Origin of the sequence: Prosthecobacter sp., assembly GCF_044227185.1 — a bacterium.
Classification (GTDB): domain Bacteria; phylum Verrucomicrobiota; class Verrucomicrobiia; order Verrucomicrobiales; family Verrucomicrobiaceae; genus Prosthecobacter.
This window is the reverse complement of record NZ_JBGAFO010000007.1, coordinates 249,072-263,689: the sequence shown is the minus strand read 5'-3', so window position 1 is coordinate 263,689 and position 14,618 is coordinate 249,072. Positions and strand designations below refer to the sequence as shown.

Here is a 14,618-nt window from a genome sequence, read left to right as displayed (position 1 = left end):
TGGGTTCACCGGCGCAAAAAAGTCCGGGGAAGCAAACCCATCGCTCCGTCACATCACGCCGGGCTCCAGCAGCGTTCGCAACGCGTCCCGCCACGCCTCTGCGCCGCAGGCATCCATCGCTTCCATCTCATGATTCGCTGCCTTAAAACCTCGGCTGACCTCAATAGGCTGCCAGCCACTCAGACTCATTTTCAACTGCGCCTGATGATCACGCCGCAGGCTGCCGCAGCTCCACCCCGCCGCAGTCCGCGCACGCTGTGACACCGCTCTGGTATTCCGCCCCGCACCGCGGGCAGGTCGGCAGCTTCGTCGTTGCGGGAGGCGGGTCATACTCCGCCTCCGCCACGTCCTCGTGCCGGAAAAATCTCTCCAATGCCTCCGCTTCCACCGGCAGCGCCTCGGTTTGCGCCCAGCCCGGCACATAGCGCGTCTCCCGCCAGAATTTCCGCGCCGCCTCCAGCCAGCGCTTTTCATCCATCAGACCGCGCCACGCCAGCGGATGCGGCGGCTCCGCCTCGGTGCTGAGATTCACCCCGTCAAACGCGCGCATCGCCAGTTGCGGCAGAAACGCGATGCCCACCGCGCGCCAGCGTCGGTGGGGAATGGCGGCGGCACTCTTCCGCGTCGCACGCAGAAACAGCCACGACTGGATGAACTGCAGCAGCAGCAGAACCCCCAGGGCGGCGAATACCACGACGCTGTCGCCAAAGCGATGGTACAAAACGCTGATCACTCCAAAGCACCACAGGCAATGCACCGTGGCGAGCGCGCGCAGCGCGCGGGTGCTGCGCGCCGTCTCCAGCGCCATCTTCGTGGCGGCCTTCGTGTCCAGCGTCGCGCGCGCATGCTTCAAAAAGGCGCTGCGACGCTGCTCCGCTGTCAGGCCGCTCCATTCACCGAGCCGCTGCCGCCACAGCTCCGCCAGCGCTTTCGAAGGCAGCCGCACGCGCGTGACCTCATCCAGATGCAGCGTGCTCTCCTCAACACGCAGCGCCAGCGCGTCCCAGGCGATGAAAACCGTCATTTCGTCCGTGAGGCGTACACGCAAAGCTGCTGCCTCAGGCACAAACACCCACGGCAGCGCCAGCGCATGCGCCTGCATCGGCGGCAGCGCGGAGAGCAGCAGCGGCGAGCCGCCCGCGATCTGCAGCCGCGTCCACGGCCGCTGGGCGCTCCAGCCAGTCCGGCTCGTCCCCGCCGCCATCCACGCCGTCGGCGGCACCAGGCGCAGGCATTCATGCAGATAAAGCAGCACGAAGACTGCGAAAAGCATCTGGCCGTCCGTCATGCGCTATTCACCCGGGGGCTGGCGCGAGCCAAAGAGTTTGCCGAAGAGTTTCTTCAAACCGGCGAGCGCTCCGGCGATCACCAGGATGATGCCTTTGCCCAGCTTGGCGACAAACACACCCAGCTTGCTGAACAACCCCATTTTGGCCGCCGCCACAGCGCCCGTGCCGGCCACCAGCGCCGTCAGGCCATATTCGGCCACTTTGTCCCCGGGGCGGAACTCAGCGTAACGCTGACCTTCCACATACGAGTATCCGCTCAGGATCTTCTGAAACTCGGCCAGCAGCGGCTGCAGCTCCTCGGGGGAGCAGACCAGCTGCACCTCCATGACGCCGGTTCGGCCGAGCAGCCGCGTTTCATAGTTGATGGAAATGCCACCGGTCTTCACGTTCTGCACCTGCAGGGCCCACTCCAGCGTGTGGGTGTTCTCATTGTAGCGGGGCGGAATGGCCCAGCCTGCCAGCGCCAGCTCATTGAGCCCGCGTTTTTTGCGCTCTTCATTCGCTGCCTGCACCTCCTCACGTTTGAATTGCAGTAGTTCGTCGGCGTCGATCTTGTCCTTTTCATCGTCCTTCACATGTCCGGACTCGTCATAGCTGAAGATGATCCACGGGCCGAAGCCTTCCGTGGTGAGCATGCCCGAGGCGGACGACATCGGCAGATTGCCAAACAGTTCCAGCACACGGCTCGTACCGCTGCCGTGGGTGAAGCGGTACCCCTTCGGAATCGCCACTGTCGCGACTTTGCCGAGATCACCCGCGCCTTCGCGCACCCAGCCGACTTTCTCGATGTCATCGAGCAGCTTTTTTTCTCTCGCATTCTCTTCCGCATCCGCAGGCTGCTGCGCCTGAGTGATGGAGATCACTGCCAGAAACACCAGCAGTACAGCATGCGGAATGAATGAAAGCTTCATGCGCCGCAGTCTCGGCGGGGTGGCGGCAGATCGTCAAGGCGAGCTTTTTACGAGATTCGTCATTGGCAGGGAAAGTCGGAGGCGGCATGTTGGATTGTAGGAGGAACTTTTTTCATCCCATGTCTGATCCAGATCCTGCTCCACCACCCCCTCCGCGCCGCGGGCCGGGATGCTTCACCACCCTCGGCCTGATCTTTTTGGCCCTGCTTCTCATCGGCGGCGCGGTGATGTGGAAGTTGGTGGACTCGGGCTTTGGCCTCAAGTGGCTCGCAGCGAATTTCCAAAAGCAGACCATCACCGAGAGCTTCCGCGAAAACGTGCGCCGCATCGCCTCCACCCACGGAGACGTCCTGGAGCTTGCCACGCTGGACACCGAGGAGACCGTCACGAAGTTTGACACGAAAACCCTCTTCAATGACGCCCTCTACCTCGGCACCACGACCGCGGAAATCCGCGCCATGGTCGTCTATCGCTACCATTTGAAGCTCTCCGACGAATGGAAGCTCACCCTCGAAAACGGCCGCTGCGTGGTCGTCGCCCCCGCCATCCGCCCCTCGCTGCCGCCGGCCATCCGCACGGAGACCATGGAAAAAAAAGCCGAGGCAGGCTGGCTGCGCTTCAATGCGGCGGAAAACATGGCCGAACTGGAGAAGGGCCTCACCTCCATCCTGGAGCGCCGCGCCGCTGTGCCGGGAAAAATCAAGCACGTGCGCGAAGCCAGCCGCCTCTCCGTGGCGAAATTTGTGCAGAACTGGGTGCTCAAGGAGCAGCGCCAGCATGAGCAGGGCGCCATCCGCGAAATCGTCGTGATCTTCCCTGATGAGCCCGCCGCGACCAATCCCGCCGAGGCCGCAAAACTCCCCGCCACCCTGAATCTGGAAACCGTGGCGGATTGATACCACAAACAGTTAAAAATGGGTTTGATCTGGAATCTCTGTGTTCATCGTGGCTTCTGAATAACTCCATGCGGAAGTTTCGCTGATTCTTCACTTCGAACGCAGACACGCGGGGATGTAGCGCGGAGCCGGAACGAAGTGGAGACAGCCGAAGGCAATTCCGATATCGCGACCGCGCCGCCTCGAATCGTAACTCCGTGCTACAACACCGCGACCAACACGCCTTCACTCTTCCGGAAACGATTGACCGAAAGTTACTCTCCTTTCCACAATCAAGCCGCCTTGAGTTCCGGTGCTCTGTGGTGAATGCATGGTGGAAGTAAAAGACCTGTTTTCAAAGGCTCGTGGTGTGAGCCTCGGCTTGGGGAAACACTGAATAGATACACACCACAGAAAAAGCGAAATCTCAAAGCCTTGGTTCCAAAGCCATTCGCTTCCAGTCTTGAATGGCGCTCAGTGAAGACCATGCATCGCGAGGTTGCATCTTCTTTTGCATTGCGTTTGGAGCCTCGGATTCAGCCCTGAAGGGGCTGCGGATCATAGCCCAGGGTCAGCCGAGCCTAGGCGAGGCGACCCTGGGTTAACGCAAGCCATTCGGGAAGCAAAGCCAGCGCTTCGCCGCAGTCTGCCAGTTGCCAGCAGCGTTGCCCCCCGCCCCGCCGCACGCTTGCGTCCAGCGGCACCGACAACCGCGATTGAGCGTCTGTACCGAGTGCCATTCCCATCGGTCTCCTAATCTCTTGCCGTGTTGAATCCATGTCTCCTCAGAGCTGCTGCCCCGCGGGATCATACAGCAGCAGCCCCCCATCGAACTTCACAAAGGCGAGCGCACCGGGCAGATCCGCTGCCTGCAGATTCGTCAGGCGGAAAATCTTGTCCTTCCACATGCCCTGCTGGCCCGTCACCCCCACGATCAGATTGATGGCCGTTGCCTGCTTGTCCCCCGGCACCACAAAATCCGCCCCGCCCATCGTGGCGCACACCCCCATGGAGACGATCTCCTGCGCATTGCGCTGGGCGATCACCCGCTCAATGGCGGCACGGTTGTTCCCCCCGTACCACCCGAGGGCCACCGTACTGAGGATGACGATCAGGCAAATGACCGTGAGCAGTTCCACCATGGAAAAGCCGGCCACCGTTCTCTTTTTCAAAAGGGCTCGCGGATTGAGGAAAGATGGGCGGGCAGGCAGTGGCACAGCTTTATAATTACCATAAACATCTTTTTCCTGCAATCCCTCGTTTGAAGGGGGGCCAACTGCATTTAGGGCATGCGCATCTCCTCATGAAACCAGACCTCCTGGCACTACTCCCCCGGCCCCAGCGCGAAGCTGTGGAGTCCGCCGGGTATCGCCTCATGCGCTGGGCGGCGGCACGGGCGGTCTTGCAGGCCCGCGTGGGAAAGGGCCGGGTGGCAGGTCCGGCGGGCGAATTTTTAACCTACTGGATGGCGCAGAGCCCTCCCCCGCCTGAGGCTCAGGGAGAGCTCTGGCTCTCCTTCAGTCATGCCAGGGACCAGGCGCAGCTCGCCCTGGCTGGCGGCAGCGTGCCGCTGGCCCACTCCCCGCTGGAGCGCGCCCTGCTGCACCTGCCGCTCCTGCGCTCCTTCTGGCGCCAGGAGCTCCGCCTCCAGCATTTCGCTGCCTTGCGCGAGCTCGTGCCCCAGGCCTGGCTGCTCGACCCCGCTCCCGTTCCGCCCGGAGCGGTCATTCACGGGCTGGGCAGCCCCTCCTGGGAAGATGTGCAGCCCGCAGCCGGACAGAAATGGCAGATTCACAACGCGCAAGGAAGCCCCCGCGCGAGCCTGCCAGCCGCGCTGACAGGAAGAGACGCCATTTTGATCCCGCAACCGGTTTCAAACGTAATCCTCCTTGCACGGTATGAGCGGGAAAGCACAGGCAGGATCGTTTTGCGTATGATTGAAGCAGCGTCACCTTGACGTGCCTCCCGCTTCCGTGCGAGAATTGTCACATCCCCCAAAAAAATCATGGCACGCGGTTCCAACGTTACTCTCTGCTCCTTCTGCGGCAAAAGCCATGCAGAGGTGAAAAAGCTCATTGCAGGCCCCGGGGTGTACATTTGCGACAACTGCATCCACGTCTGTAAAAACATCCTCGACAAGGAGACCTCCATCGACTCGGAGGGCGGCCCCTCCCTCCTGGTGCCCCGTCCGGCAGACATCGCCGCCCTGCTGGACCAGCATGTCATCGGCCAGCCCCAGGCGAAGAAGGTGCTCAGCGTCGCCGTGCACAATCACTACAAGCGCATCCTCCACACCCAGCAGCAGGCCGCGCGTGCCGGCAGCGGCGGCCCGCGCAAGGTGACCACGGCCCTCCCCGATCCGAATGACGTCGAGATCGAAAAGAGCAACGTCCTGCTCATGGGCCCCACCGGCTGCGGCAAGACCCTCCTCGCCAAGACCCTCGCCCGCATTCTGAACGTCCCCTTCAGCATCGCCGATGCCACCACGCTCACCGAAGCCGGCTACGTCGGCGAAGACGTGGAAAACATCGTCCTCCGCCTCCTTCAGGCCGCCGACTACGACGTCGCCCGCGCCGAGATGGGCATCGTGTACATTGATGAGATCGACAAGATCGGCCGCAAAACCGAAAACGTCAGCATCACCCGCGACGTCTCCGGCGAAGGCGTGCAGCAGGCCCTCCTGAAAATCATCGAAGGCACCGTCTGCAACGTGCCCCCCCAGGGCGGCCGCAAGCACCCGCAGCAGGAGTACATCCAGGTGAACACCGAAAACATCCTCTTCATCTGCGGCGGCGCCTTCGTCGGTCTCGACAAGATGATGGAGCGCCGCCGTGGCGGCAAGACCATGGGCTTCGGCAACGCCCACCTCATGGCGCAGGACGTCGTCAAAACCAAGCTGGATGTCGAGCCCGAGGACCTCCTCTCCTTCGGCCTCATCCCCGAATTCATCGGCCGCCTCCCCGTCATGTGCTCCCTCGAGCCCCTCACCGAGCAGGAGCTCATGCGCGTCCTCACCGAGCCCAAAAACGCTCTCATCAAACAGTACGCCAAGCTCATGAACATGGACGGCGTCGAGCTCTCCATCACCCGCGACGCCATGCTCGCCATGTCCAAGGAAGCCGTCACCCGCGGCACCGGCGCCCGCGGCCTCCGCAGCATCTTTGAGCGCATCATGCTCGACGTCATGTACGACGTCCCCAGCCGCATGGACGTCCGCGGCGTCACCATCAACGAAGGCGTCGTCAAAGGCGAACGCGCCGCCATGCTCCGCAAACGCGTCGAACGCAAAGCCGCGTAGCCGCCCGTACAGTACTCATCTCGCTCCGCCGAGATGAGCCCAGCGCCCTCACTGCCCCCCTGATCCCCGGCCCTCGCAAAAACAGCCGCAGGCCGCGCGCAGCGTTACAAACCCGCCCCAAAAATTCCGCTCGAGATCTCGCTCCGCCGAGATGAGCCCAGCGCATTCGCAACAATTCGCGCACCCTCGTTCCCACTCGCATTGGAAACCTGCGCTTGTCGTAACCCCCGAATAACTACGGTGTATAGCGTTTTCCCAAACGGATTTCCGGTCAGCGGCGCTTGGAGACGTTCGGCGGAGGCTGGAGGACTAGCCTTCCCTGCCTCGCTGCAGGCACGCGAGTGCCCAGCGCAGGTAGGGCTGGCTGTCCTCAGCCAGCCGCCGTCGAAGCCCATGATTCGCGATCAAGAAACAGCCCGCTAAACGGAAATGAGTTTTGCGAACCGCTATAAATGAACGGCCACACCTTCAGCCCTCCGGGAAAAATCTTCGTTGCCCACAATCTTTTTGCCCTGACTCCGGACCGCCCAAAAAACAGCGCCCCCTTTCCCCACAGGCATCCCCTCCGGTCCTCCTTCCGTTCATTCCGCGTATTCCGTAGGCCCTCAAATCTCCCGCCTCTCTCGGCCCTCCAATTCTCTGCCACCTCTGCCTCTCCAATAACTTCCACGTCTCAGCAGCTCGTCTGCGTACGTAGTTTGGGGTTCGCTTCGCGGCTGCGCAGCCAGCCCGTTCCGCCTCCCCGTTCGTAGTTCGGGCTTCAGCCCGTTCTGGAAGCCCCGCATCACCCCAAATCCCAAACCAGCCAGCGCAAGTATGGCAGTACCGGCTTTCTCGTCCTCCGTAGCTCGAAGAGCGAAGGAGGAAGCCGGAATCTGGAAACTTTCTTCCTGCAAACTGCGCCCAAATAGACTCCCCCCAAATCTCTGCCCCTCCGCCCCTCTGCGGCAAAACCGAAAGTCCCCACCACTTTCCAATCCCCCAGCGCCGATCGTCCCAAGCCCCCTTCCGTTACAAACCCGGCCCAAAAATTCCGCTGGAGCTCAGGCACCACCCCACATCATAGTGCGCTCATCGCACCCATGACCTCCCGCCGCCACTTTCTCCAGCTCGTCTCCACCGCCCTCGCCGCCGCCGGCTCCCGCCCCCTCATCGCCGCAGACAAGAAGGAGCCCTTCAAAATCTCCCTCGCCGAATGGTCCCTCAACAAAGGCATCTTCGGCAAAGGCAGCGCCGAGCGCCACCAGCACCTCGACTTCTGCAAAATCGCCCGCAGCCTCGGCATCGACGGCGTCGAGTACGTGAACCAGATGTTCTTCGACAAAGCCACCGATGCCGCCTACCTCGCCGAAATGAAAAAGCGCCAGGACGGCGAAGGCGTCCAGGGCCTCCTCATCATGTGCGACCGCGAAGGAAACCTCGGCGACCCCGATGAAGCCAAGCGCGCCAAGACCATCGAAAACCACCTCAAGTGGCTCGATGCCGCCAAAACCCTCGGCTGCCACAGCATCCGCGTCAATGCCGCCAGCGATCCCAAGCTCTCCTGGGACGAGCAGATGAAACTCGCCGCCGATGGCCTCCACCGCCTCTGCGTCGAAGGCGCCAAACGCGAACTCTTCGTCGTCGTCGAAAATCACGGCGGCCTCTCCAGCAACGGCCTCTGGCTCACCGGCGTCATGAAAGCCGCAGACCACCCCCGCGTCGGCATCCTCCCCGACTTCGGAAACTTCTACACCGACCGCGTCAAAGGCGAGCTCTACAATCCCTACAAAGGCCTCCGCGAGTTCATGCCCTGGGTCAAAAAAGGCATGAGCGCCAAAGCCTACGACTGGGACACCGGCGCCGGCAAATTCTACACCGAAGACCGCCGCGAAGGCCGCGAGATCACCCTCGACTTCGAGCGCCTCATCAGCATCGTCGTCAAAGCCGGCTACAACGGCTACATCGGCATCGAATACGAAGGCGACAAGCACACCGAGATCGAAGGCATCAAGCGCACCAAGCAGGCGCTCGATGAGCTCAAGGCCATGCTCTGATTTCCCAACCGCATCCTCATTCAACTCCTACCTCCCGCACATCATGCCCCCTGACGACGTCACCATCCCTTCCGCCGCCACTGCGGAAACCACCCTCTGGTCCGGCCACACCTCGCAGTGGGTGCACTTCTGGTACTACTTTCTCTGCATCCTGCTGGCAGTCGGCATCGCCTTTGCCGCCACCATTCCCGCCATCTTCACCGGTGGCCTCGCCTACCTGGCCCTCATCATCCCGCTCTTCATGTGGCTCATCCGCTGGTGGGTCACCAAATGCACCACCTATGAGCTCACCACCCAGCGCCTCCGCATCCGCACCGGCATCCTGAACAGAAAGGTCGATGAACTCGAGCTCTTCCGCGTCCGCGACTACACCATGGAGCAGCCCCTGCTGCTGCGCATGGTCGGTCTTGGCAATCTCACCATGATCACCACTGACGCCACCACCCCCACCGTCGCCATGCGTGCCATTCCTGACGTCGAGGCCGTGCGCGAGAAACTGCGCAACGCCGTGCAAAATGAGCGCGATCGCAAACGCGTCCGTCAGATGGATGTGGACAGCGTGGACGACGCCGGCGCCGGCGCCCTGCACACATGATTCCTCCGCGCTCTTCAAATCTCGCGCGAAGCAAATCAGCCCCCCCCTCAGAATAATACCACGCCCTCTTAAATACGGGGCCATTCTTCTCGCGCACCAGCCCCAACGGGGCGACGGACTCAGCCCAGGGCGCAGCGAGGCACGAGCAAGCCCTGGGTCACCCACCCAAAAGCCGGGGCGGCAAACCCTCAATTCAAATCGCCCCGTCCTCTCACTGCCTGGGTCACCCACCCAAAAGCCGGGGCGGCAAACCCAGTTGACCCTTCGAAGCTTCAGCGTAGAACGGGCGCCCCGTCACATCACGCCGGGTTCCAGCAGCGATTGCAACGCGCCCCGCCACGCTCCTGCGCCGCGAGCATCCATCGCACTCGTCTCAGTTTTCGCTGCCCCCAAACAACCTCCGCCGCCCTGCACAGAGTGCCAGTCGCTCAGACCGGTTTTCAACTGTCGGTGGTATAATTCCTCCGCGGTCTAAAAATCTCCGCAGCACAAACCTCCGGCCATTCCCTTGCAAAGAATGGAGTCAAATCTCTGCCCCCTCTGCCTCACTGCCCCTCTGCGGCAAACCGAATTGCCTCAGCCTCGCCTTGTCGGAAATGAGTTTTACGAATCAAGATGCCCCCCCCTCACTTCCCCTCCACCTTCTCCGCCTTCACCACGCTCGTCTTCCCATCCTTCACCTCCACCCGCATCTTCCACCGCGCAAACTCCTTCTTGTAGCCCCATCCCACTTCCGCGTCCCACGTCGTCGCGCTCGTCGGCTGCAGCTTGCGCAGTTGCAGAATGAAAGCCGCCAGCCGCGTCTCCGGATCCGCGATCGTATGGTCCGGCTCAATGTCCTTCAGATTCTGCGCATTGATAAACTTCAGCTTCAGGTCCTCAAACCGCTTCGTAAACGCATCACTCGCCGGCGTCATCCCATCCCGGTTGATCTCCCCCAGCACGATCGAATAACTCTTCGGCACCCCCGGATTCAAATCCGGCAGCTTCCCGATCAGCTCCCGCACCGCCGCCTCCCCCGCATCACACTCATACAGATTCAGCGGCAGCGGCGCCGTCTCCGAGGAATCGCAGCCCACCAGCCCCAGGCACAGGCTCAGCAAAGGAAACAGAAAAAGAAAAAAGAAGCGGCGGCGTGTCATGTCAGGCTCTTCATGCCACGGAATACACAGCTTGGCAATGAGGCGTGGTTTGCAGTTGTTTGCGGTGGCTGGCAGTTGTTGGCAATGGTTTGCTGTTGTTGACGCAGCCCAGGAGACTGTAGGATGTTTTGAGGAGAGATAAGCTTGATACCAGAAGCCCTCTAAAACAGGTTTGTCTCAGCCACATCAGATCTCTGCTTGGAGTTATCAACACGGAAGCCCATGCCCATAGTTTGATCTCCATGTTTTGGAAGGCCAAAGGCCTTCCGCATCACAGCGAAGGGTTGCCGAGCCTCAGCGAGGCCACCCTGGTACCGGCGTTCCCCTCAGGAAAGCAAACCCAGCGCTTTCCCCACACACCGCGTCCTCCAGCAGCGTCTCCCCGTCCCGCCGCCACATTCGCACCGCTCTGCCGCACACCCGCGCCGCGAGTGCCGTGCAGACGTCCCTTGGTAAAACACTGAATAAACCAACGCCGCACATCATGGCAAATCGTAGGCCCTTGTTCAAAAAGGCATTCTCTGCGGTCTTCCAATCTCTGCGTTCTCAATATCAGCGTCTCCCCGCTCCCCACCACCCCCTCTCCCGCGCCAGCGTCCCCGGACTGCGGCGCTTCAGCGCCGCTTTCGAACCACCCCACGCCCCCCAGCACCCAAAACCCCGCACCATCCCTCGCCCTCTTCCCACCGCCGCACCGACGCACCGACGCACCGACGCACCGCCGCACTGACCCACCGCCCCACCGCCCCACCGCCGCACCGCCGCACCGCCGCACCGCCCCACCAGTCCCTCAAACCCCCACCAGCCCCAACGGGGCGTCGGACTCAGCCCAGGGCGCCGCGAGGCACGAGCAAGCCCTGGGTTCACCCACGCAAAAATCTGGAAAGCAAACCCATCGCTTTCTTCGCACATCGTGTTTTCCAGCAGCGTCTCCCCGCCGCACCGCCGCACCGCCCCACCGCCCCACCGCCCCACCGCCCCACCGCCCCACCGCCCCACCGCCCCACCGCCCCACCGCCCCCCCGCCCCCCCCCCCCCGCAGAATCCCCAGCTTGGCAATCCCCCACCCCTCTCCATACTCCCCACCCCCATGTTCGACATCCGCGAAAAACCCAATGCCGTCGAGAACGCCTTCCTCATCGCCGCCTACTTCGACCGCCGCGAGAAGCAGCACGCCACCGATCTCCTCGAAGAACTCGCCGAACTCGTCGGCACCCTCGGCATCCACATCATCGGCAAAGAGCTCGTCTTCGCCCGCGAGCACACCGCCCGCTACCTCATCGGCAGCGGCAAATCCGCCGAGCTCATGAAGCAGGCCAAAGACCTCGGCGCCGACTGCATCGTCTGGGACAACGAGCTCAGCCCCGGCCAGCAGCGCGCCTGGGAAAGCGAAGGCGACATCGCCGTCATCGACCGCCACGAAGTCATCCTCGACATCTTCAACATGCGCGCCAAGACCCGCGAAGCACGCCTCCAGGTTGAGCTCGCCCGCCTCGAATACTCCATCCCCCGCCTCACCCGCATGTGGGCCCACCTCGACCGCCAGGGCGGCGGCGCCGGCGGCGGCGTCGGCGGCGCAGGCGCAGCACGTGGCGAAGGCGAAACCCAGCTCGAAGTGGACCGCCGCCTCGCCAGCAAGCGCCTCGACAAACTCCGCGCCGACCTCGAAGAAGTCAAAAAGCAGCGCGACACCATGCGCAAAGAGCGCAGCCGCGTCCCCGTCCCCCACGCCGCCATCGTCGGCTACACAAACGCCGGCAAATCCTCCCTCCTCAACAAGCTCACCGCCGCAGACTCCTACGTCGAAGACAAGCTCTTCGCCACCCTCGACACCACCACCCGCCGCATGGAGCTCCCAGACGGCCAGCCCCTCCTCGTCACAGACACCGTCGGCTTCATCCGCAATCTCCCCCACGACCTCGTCCAGTCCTTCCGCGCCACGTTAGAAGAAGCCATCCAGGCCGACTTCCTCATCCACGTCATCGACTCCAGCTCCCCCCAGGCCCTCGAGTTCTACCACACCACCACCCAGGTCCTCAGCGAGCTCGGCGCCGGCGACAAAAAAGTCCTCCTCGTCCTCAACAAAGCCGACCTCATCGACGACACCCGCCTCCTCGAACTCAAGCGCGAATTCCCCGAAGCCGTCCTCATCTCCGTAAAAACCGGCCACGGCCTCGACGACCTCCTCCACCGCCTGCACGACTTCATGATCGACCGCGTCGTGCGCCTCACCCTCAGCCTCCCCCTCGACCGCATGGACCTCGTCGCCCTCGTCCATCAGGAAGGCAAGATGCTCAGCGAAGACTACGAAACCGGCCGCGCCGAAATCCAATGCGTCATCCCCAAACGCTTCGAATCCCGCTTCACCCCCTTCCTCCCCGCCACCCCCGAATCCGCTAGCCGCAAAAAAGGCAAAAAGTAGAAAAAGCTTATCTCACCCCAGCGCCATTCCCGACAATTCGCAGCTCATTGTGCCCATTCGCGTTGCGACTTTTGATGGCCACACCTTCCCCCTCCGGAAAAATCTTTTTACCCCCAATCTTTTTACCCTTTATCCTGATCGCCTAAAGCCGACGCTCTTCATCACCCCGGCCACAAACTTTCGGCATCCCCGATCATTCGCGTTGGAAGTTTTGACGACCACACCTTCACCCCTCCGGGAAAATTTTTCTGCCCCCAATCTTTCTGCCCTTTCTCCCGACCGCCCAAAACCCAGCGCCCCCTCATCCCCCAGCCACAAATCCGCTCCGGCTTCCGTGTATTCCGTGCCTTCCGTAGGCACTCAAATCCGGCCATCTCTGCGTTCTCCAAATCTCTGCGTGCAAAACTCTGACCATTCCACGTAAAAACACCCCACCAACCAAAGTTCTCTTTCTCTCCACGGCCCACCGCCCCCTCTCCCGCGCCAGCGTCCCCGGACTGCGGCGCTTCAGCGCCGCTTTCGAACCACCCCTCGCCCTCCCAATACCCCCAATCCCCGTCCGCCTTCTCTCCCACCACCCCAGCATCCAGCATCTAGCATCTAGCATCTAGCATCTAGCATCTAGCATCCAGCATCCAGCATCCAGCATCCAGCATCCATGTTCTCCCTCACCAACAAAACCGTCATCATCACCGGAGCCGGCTCCGGCATCGGCCAGGCCATCGCCATCCTCTTCGCCAGGCAGGGCGCCCACGTCGAAGTCCTCGACCTCAAACAAGAAGCCGCCCAATCCACCGTCGATGCCATCACCGCCTCTGGCGCCACCGGCACCGCCCGCGCCTCCGCCTGCGACGTCGGCAACTACACCGAGGTTAAGACCCTCTTCGACCAAGTCGCCACCACCCACGGCAAGATCGACATCCTCGTCAACAACGCCGGCATCGCCCACATCGGCACCGCCCTCACCACCACCGAGGAAGACATGGACCGCCTCCACCGCGTCAATATCAAAGGCGTCCACGCCTGCGCCCAGGCCGCCCTCGCCCACATGACCGAAAAGAAAAACGGCGTCATCCTCAACATGTGCTCCATCGCCGCCCAGATGGGCCTCGCCGACCGCTTCGCCTACTCCATGACCAAAGGCGCCGTCCTCATGATGACCTACTCCATCGCCAAAGACTTCATCAAGCAGGGCATCCGCTGCAACTGCATCGCCCCCGCCCGCGTCCACACCCCCTTTGTCGATGGCTACCTCGCCAAAACCTATCCAGGTCAGGAAGCCGAAATGTTCCAAAAACTCAGCGAAGCCCAGCCCATCGGCCGCATGGCCAAGCCCGAAGAAATCGCCGCCCTCGCCCTCTACCTCTGCAGCGACGAAGCCTCCTTCGTCACCGGCAGCAGCTACCCCATCGACGGCGGCGCCGTCAATCTCCGCTAACCGCGTTCGCAGCTCCATCTTCAGCCCCAAAGGGGCGGCATAATATAGCCCAGGGCAAACGCGCGTCCTCCGTAGCTCATAGAGCGAAGGAGGAAGCCTCGGCGAGTGCCGCCCTGGGTAACCGCAAACAAATCGGGAAGCAAACCCAGCGCCTCCATCACCTCCCGGAGCCCACCAGCAGCGTCTGCAAAAAACTCCGCCGCATGTGGGTGCCTTTCATCCCCGCCCTTTCCCTCCACCTCCGCAGCCACGAAGCCTCCTTCGTCACCGGCTCCTCCTACCCCATCGACGGCGGCGCCGTCAATCTCCGCTAAAGCAAAGCAAAGCAAAGCAGATCATTCTTCGCCAAGCCCACCACAAGCGCATGTGGCCCGCCTGGATGTAGCTCGATATTCCGATATCGAGTTCGCACCGCCGCAGAATCGGCACCCCGCACTACATCCCCGTACTCGCCCTCCACCTCCGCAAAGCCCCCCCCTGGGAACGCGGCACTCCGGTCGTAGGTCGGTCGTGTTTGGCGTCGAAGTCATTGCCATGCTCCACGACATCCTCCGCCAAACCGCCCGACTGCGAGGACATCCATACGCCACAAACCCACCCTCACGCCGACAG

At 62.3% G+C, this 14,618-nt stretch carries 11 protein-coding genes; 7 read left to right on the top strand and 4 right to left on the bottom strand.

The annotated features are described in order from the left end of the window. Positions 1-208 precede the first annotated feature (208 nt). Positions 209-1,288, bottom strand: coding sequence for a hypothetical protein (locus ACILSQ_RS17895; protein WP_395745016.1), 1,080 nt, complete (start codon positions 1,286-1,288; stop codon positions 209-211). 3 nt (positions 1,289-1,291) lie between these two features. After that, a complete protein-coding gene (locus ACILSQ_RS17890) occupies positions 1,292-2,200 on the bottom strand; it encodes a DUF2167 domain-containing protein (RefSeq protein ID WP_395745015.1) in 909 nt (302 codons plus the stop codon). A 119-nt stretch (positions 2,201-2,319) separates the two neighbouring features. Here ACILSQ_RS17890 and ACILSQ_RS17885 point away from each other — a divergent pair, with 119 nt between their 5' ends. Next, positions 2,320-3,096, top strand: a complete 777-nt coding sequence (locus tag ACILSQ_RS17885; protein WP_395745014.1) for a hypothetical protein — start codon at positions 2,320-2,322, stop codon at positions 3,094-3,096. Between the two features lie 764 nt (positions 3,097-3,860). Here ACILSQ_RS17885 and ACILSQ_RS17880 read toward each other — a convergent pair. Then, positions 3,861-4,247 (bottom strand): type II secretion system protein, encoded by a 387-nt coding sequence (locus ACILSQ_RS17880; RefSeq protein ID WP_395745013.1) that lies wholly within the window; start codon positions 4,245-4,247, stop codon positions 3,861-3,863. 131 nt (positions 4,248-4,378) lie between these two features. Here ACILSQ_RS17880 and ACILSQ_RS17875 point away from each other — a divergent pair, with 131 nt between their 5' ends. From ACILSQ_RS17875 to ACILSQ_RS17860, 4 genes are all read left to right on the top strand, one after another. Further along, a complete protein-coding gene (locus ACILSQ_RS17875; RefSeq protein WP_395745012.1) occupies positions 4,379-5,032 on the top strand; it encodes a hypothetical protein in 654 nt (217 codons plus the stop codon). 48 nt (positions 5,033-5,080) lie between these two features. Further along, positions 5,081-6,373, top strand: a complete 1,293-nt coding sequence (clpX, locus tag ACILSQ_RS17870) for an ATP-dependent Clp protease ATP-binding subunit ClpX (protein WP_395745011.1) — start codon at positions 5,081-5,083, stop codon at positions 6,371-6,373. 1,082 nt (positions 6,374-7,455) lie between these two features. Further along, the gene (locus ACILSQ_RS17865) at positions 7,456-8,409 is read left to right on the top strand and encodes a sugar phosphate isomerase/epimerase family protein (RefSeq protein ID WP_395745010.1); all 954 of its coding nucleotides are present in this window, start codon (positions 7,456-7,458) and stop codon (positions 8,407-8,409) included. A gap of 43 nt (positions 8,410-8,452) precedes the next feature. Then, on the top strand, positions 8,453-9,004 hold the full coding sequence (locus ACILSQ_RS17860; protein WP_395745009.1) for a PH domain-containing protein: 552 nt from the start codon (positions 8,453-8,455) through the stop codon (positions 9,002-9,004). A gap of 626 nt (positions 9,005-9,630) precedes the next feature. On the opposite strand, the gene ACILSQ_RS17855 is transcribed toward ACILSQ_RS17860, so the two are convergent. Then, positions 9,631-10,146 carry a hypothetical protein gene (locus ACILSQ_RS17855; RefSeq protein ID WP_395745008.1) on the bottom strand — a complete coding sequence of 172 codons (516 nt, stop codon included), beginning with the start codon at positions 10,144-10,146 and terminating at the stop codon, positions 9,631-9,633. 1,090 nt (positions 10,147-11,236) lie between these two features. Here ACILSQ_RS17855 and hflX point away from each other — a divergent pair. Together hflX and ACILSQ_RS17845 are read left to right on the top strand one after the other, a co-directional pair. Then, positions 11,237-12,568, top strand: a complete 1,332-nt coding sequence (hflX, locus tag ACILSQ_RS17850) for a GTPase HflX (RefSeq protein WP_395745007.1) — start codon at positions 11,237-11,239, stop codon at positions 12,566-12,568. Positions 12,569-13,226: 658 nt separating this feature from the next. After that, positions 13,227-14,006: an SDR family NAD(P)-dependent oxidoreductase gene (locus tag ACILSQ_RS17845; protein ID WP_395745006.1), complete on the top strand. Its 780-nt coding sequence runs from the start codon at positions 13,227-13,229 to the stop codon at positions 14,004-14,006. Positions 14,007-14,618: the final 612 nt, after the last annotated feature.

What these genes read in the sequence shown, in the direction of transcription:
- ACILSQ_RS17875 (WP_395745012.1), top strand. Translation starts at nt 4,379, where the DNA reads ATGAAACCAGACCTCCTGGCACTACTCCCCCGGCCCCAGCGCGAAGCT.
- ACILSQ_RS17865 (WP_395745010.1), top strand. Translation starts at nt 7,456, where the DNA reads ATGACCTCCCGCCGCCACTTTCTCCAGCTCGTCTCCACCGCCCTCGCC.
- hflX (WP_395745007.1), top strand. Translation starts at nt 11,237, where the DNA reads ATGTTCGACATCCGCGAAAAACCCAATGCCGTCGAGAACGCCTTCCTC.
- ACILSQ_RS17885 (WP_395745014.1), top strand. Translation starts at nt 2,320, where the DNA reads ATGTCTGATCCAGATCCTGCTCCACCACCCCCTCCGCGCCGCGGGCCG.
- ACILSQ_RS17845 (WP_395745006.1), top strand. Translation starts at nt 13,227, where the DNA reads ATGTTCTCCCTCACCAACAAAACCGTCATCATCACCGGAGCCGGCTCC.
- ACILSQ_RS17855 (WP_395745008.1), bottom strand. Translation starts at nt 10,146, where the DNA reads ATGACACGCCGCCGCTTCTTTTTTCTTTTTCTGTTTCCTTTGCTGAGC.
- ACILSQ_RS17860 (WP_395745009.1), top strand. Translation starts at nt 8,453, where the DNA reads ATGCCCCCTGACGACGTCACCATCCCTTCCGCCGCCACTGCGGAAACC.
- ACILSQ_RS17895 (WP_395745016.1), bottom strand. Translation starts at nt 1,288, where the DNA reads ATGACGGACGGCCAGATGCTTTTCGCAGTCTTCGTGCTGCTTTATCTG.
- ACILSQ_RS17890 (WP_395745015.1), bottom strand. Translation starts at nt 2,200, where the DNA reads ATGAAGCTTTCATTCATTCCGCATGCTGTACTGCTGGTGTTTCTGGCA.
- clpX (WP_395745011.1), top strand. Translation starts at nt 5,081, where the DNA reads ATGGCACGCGGTTCCAACGTTACTCTCTGCTCCTTCTGCGGCAAAAGC.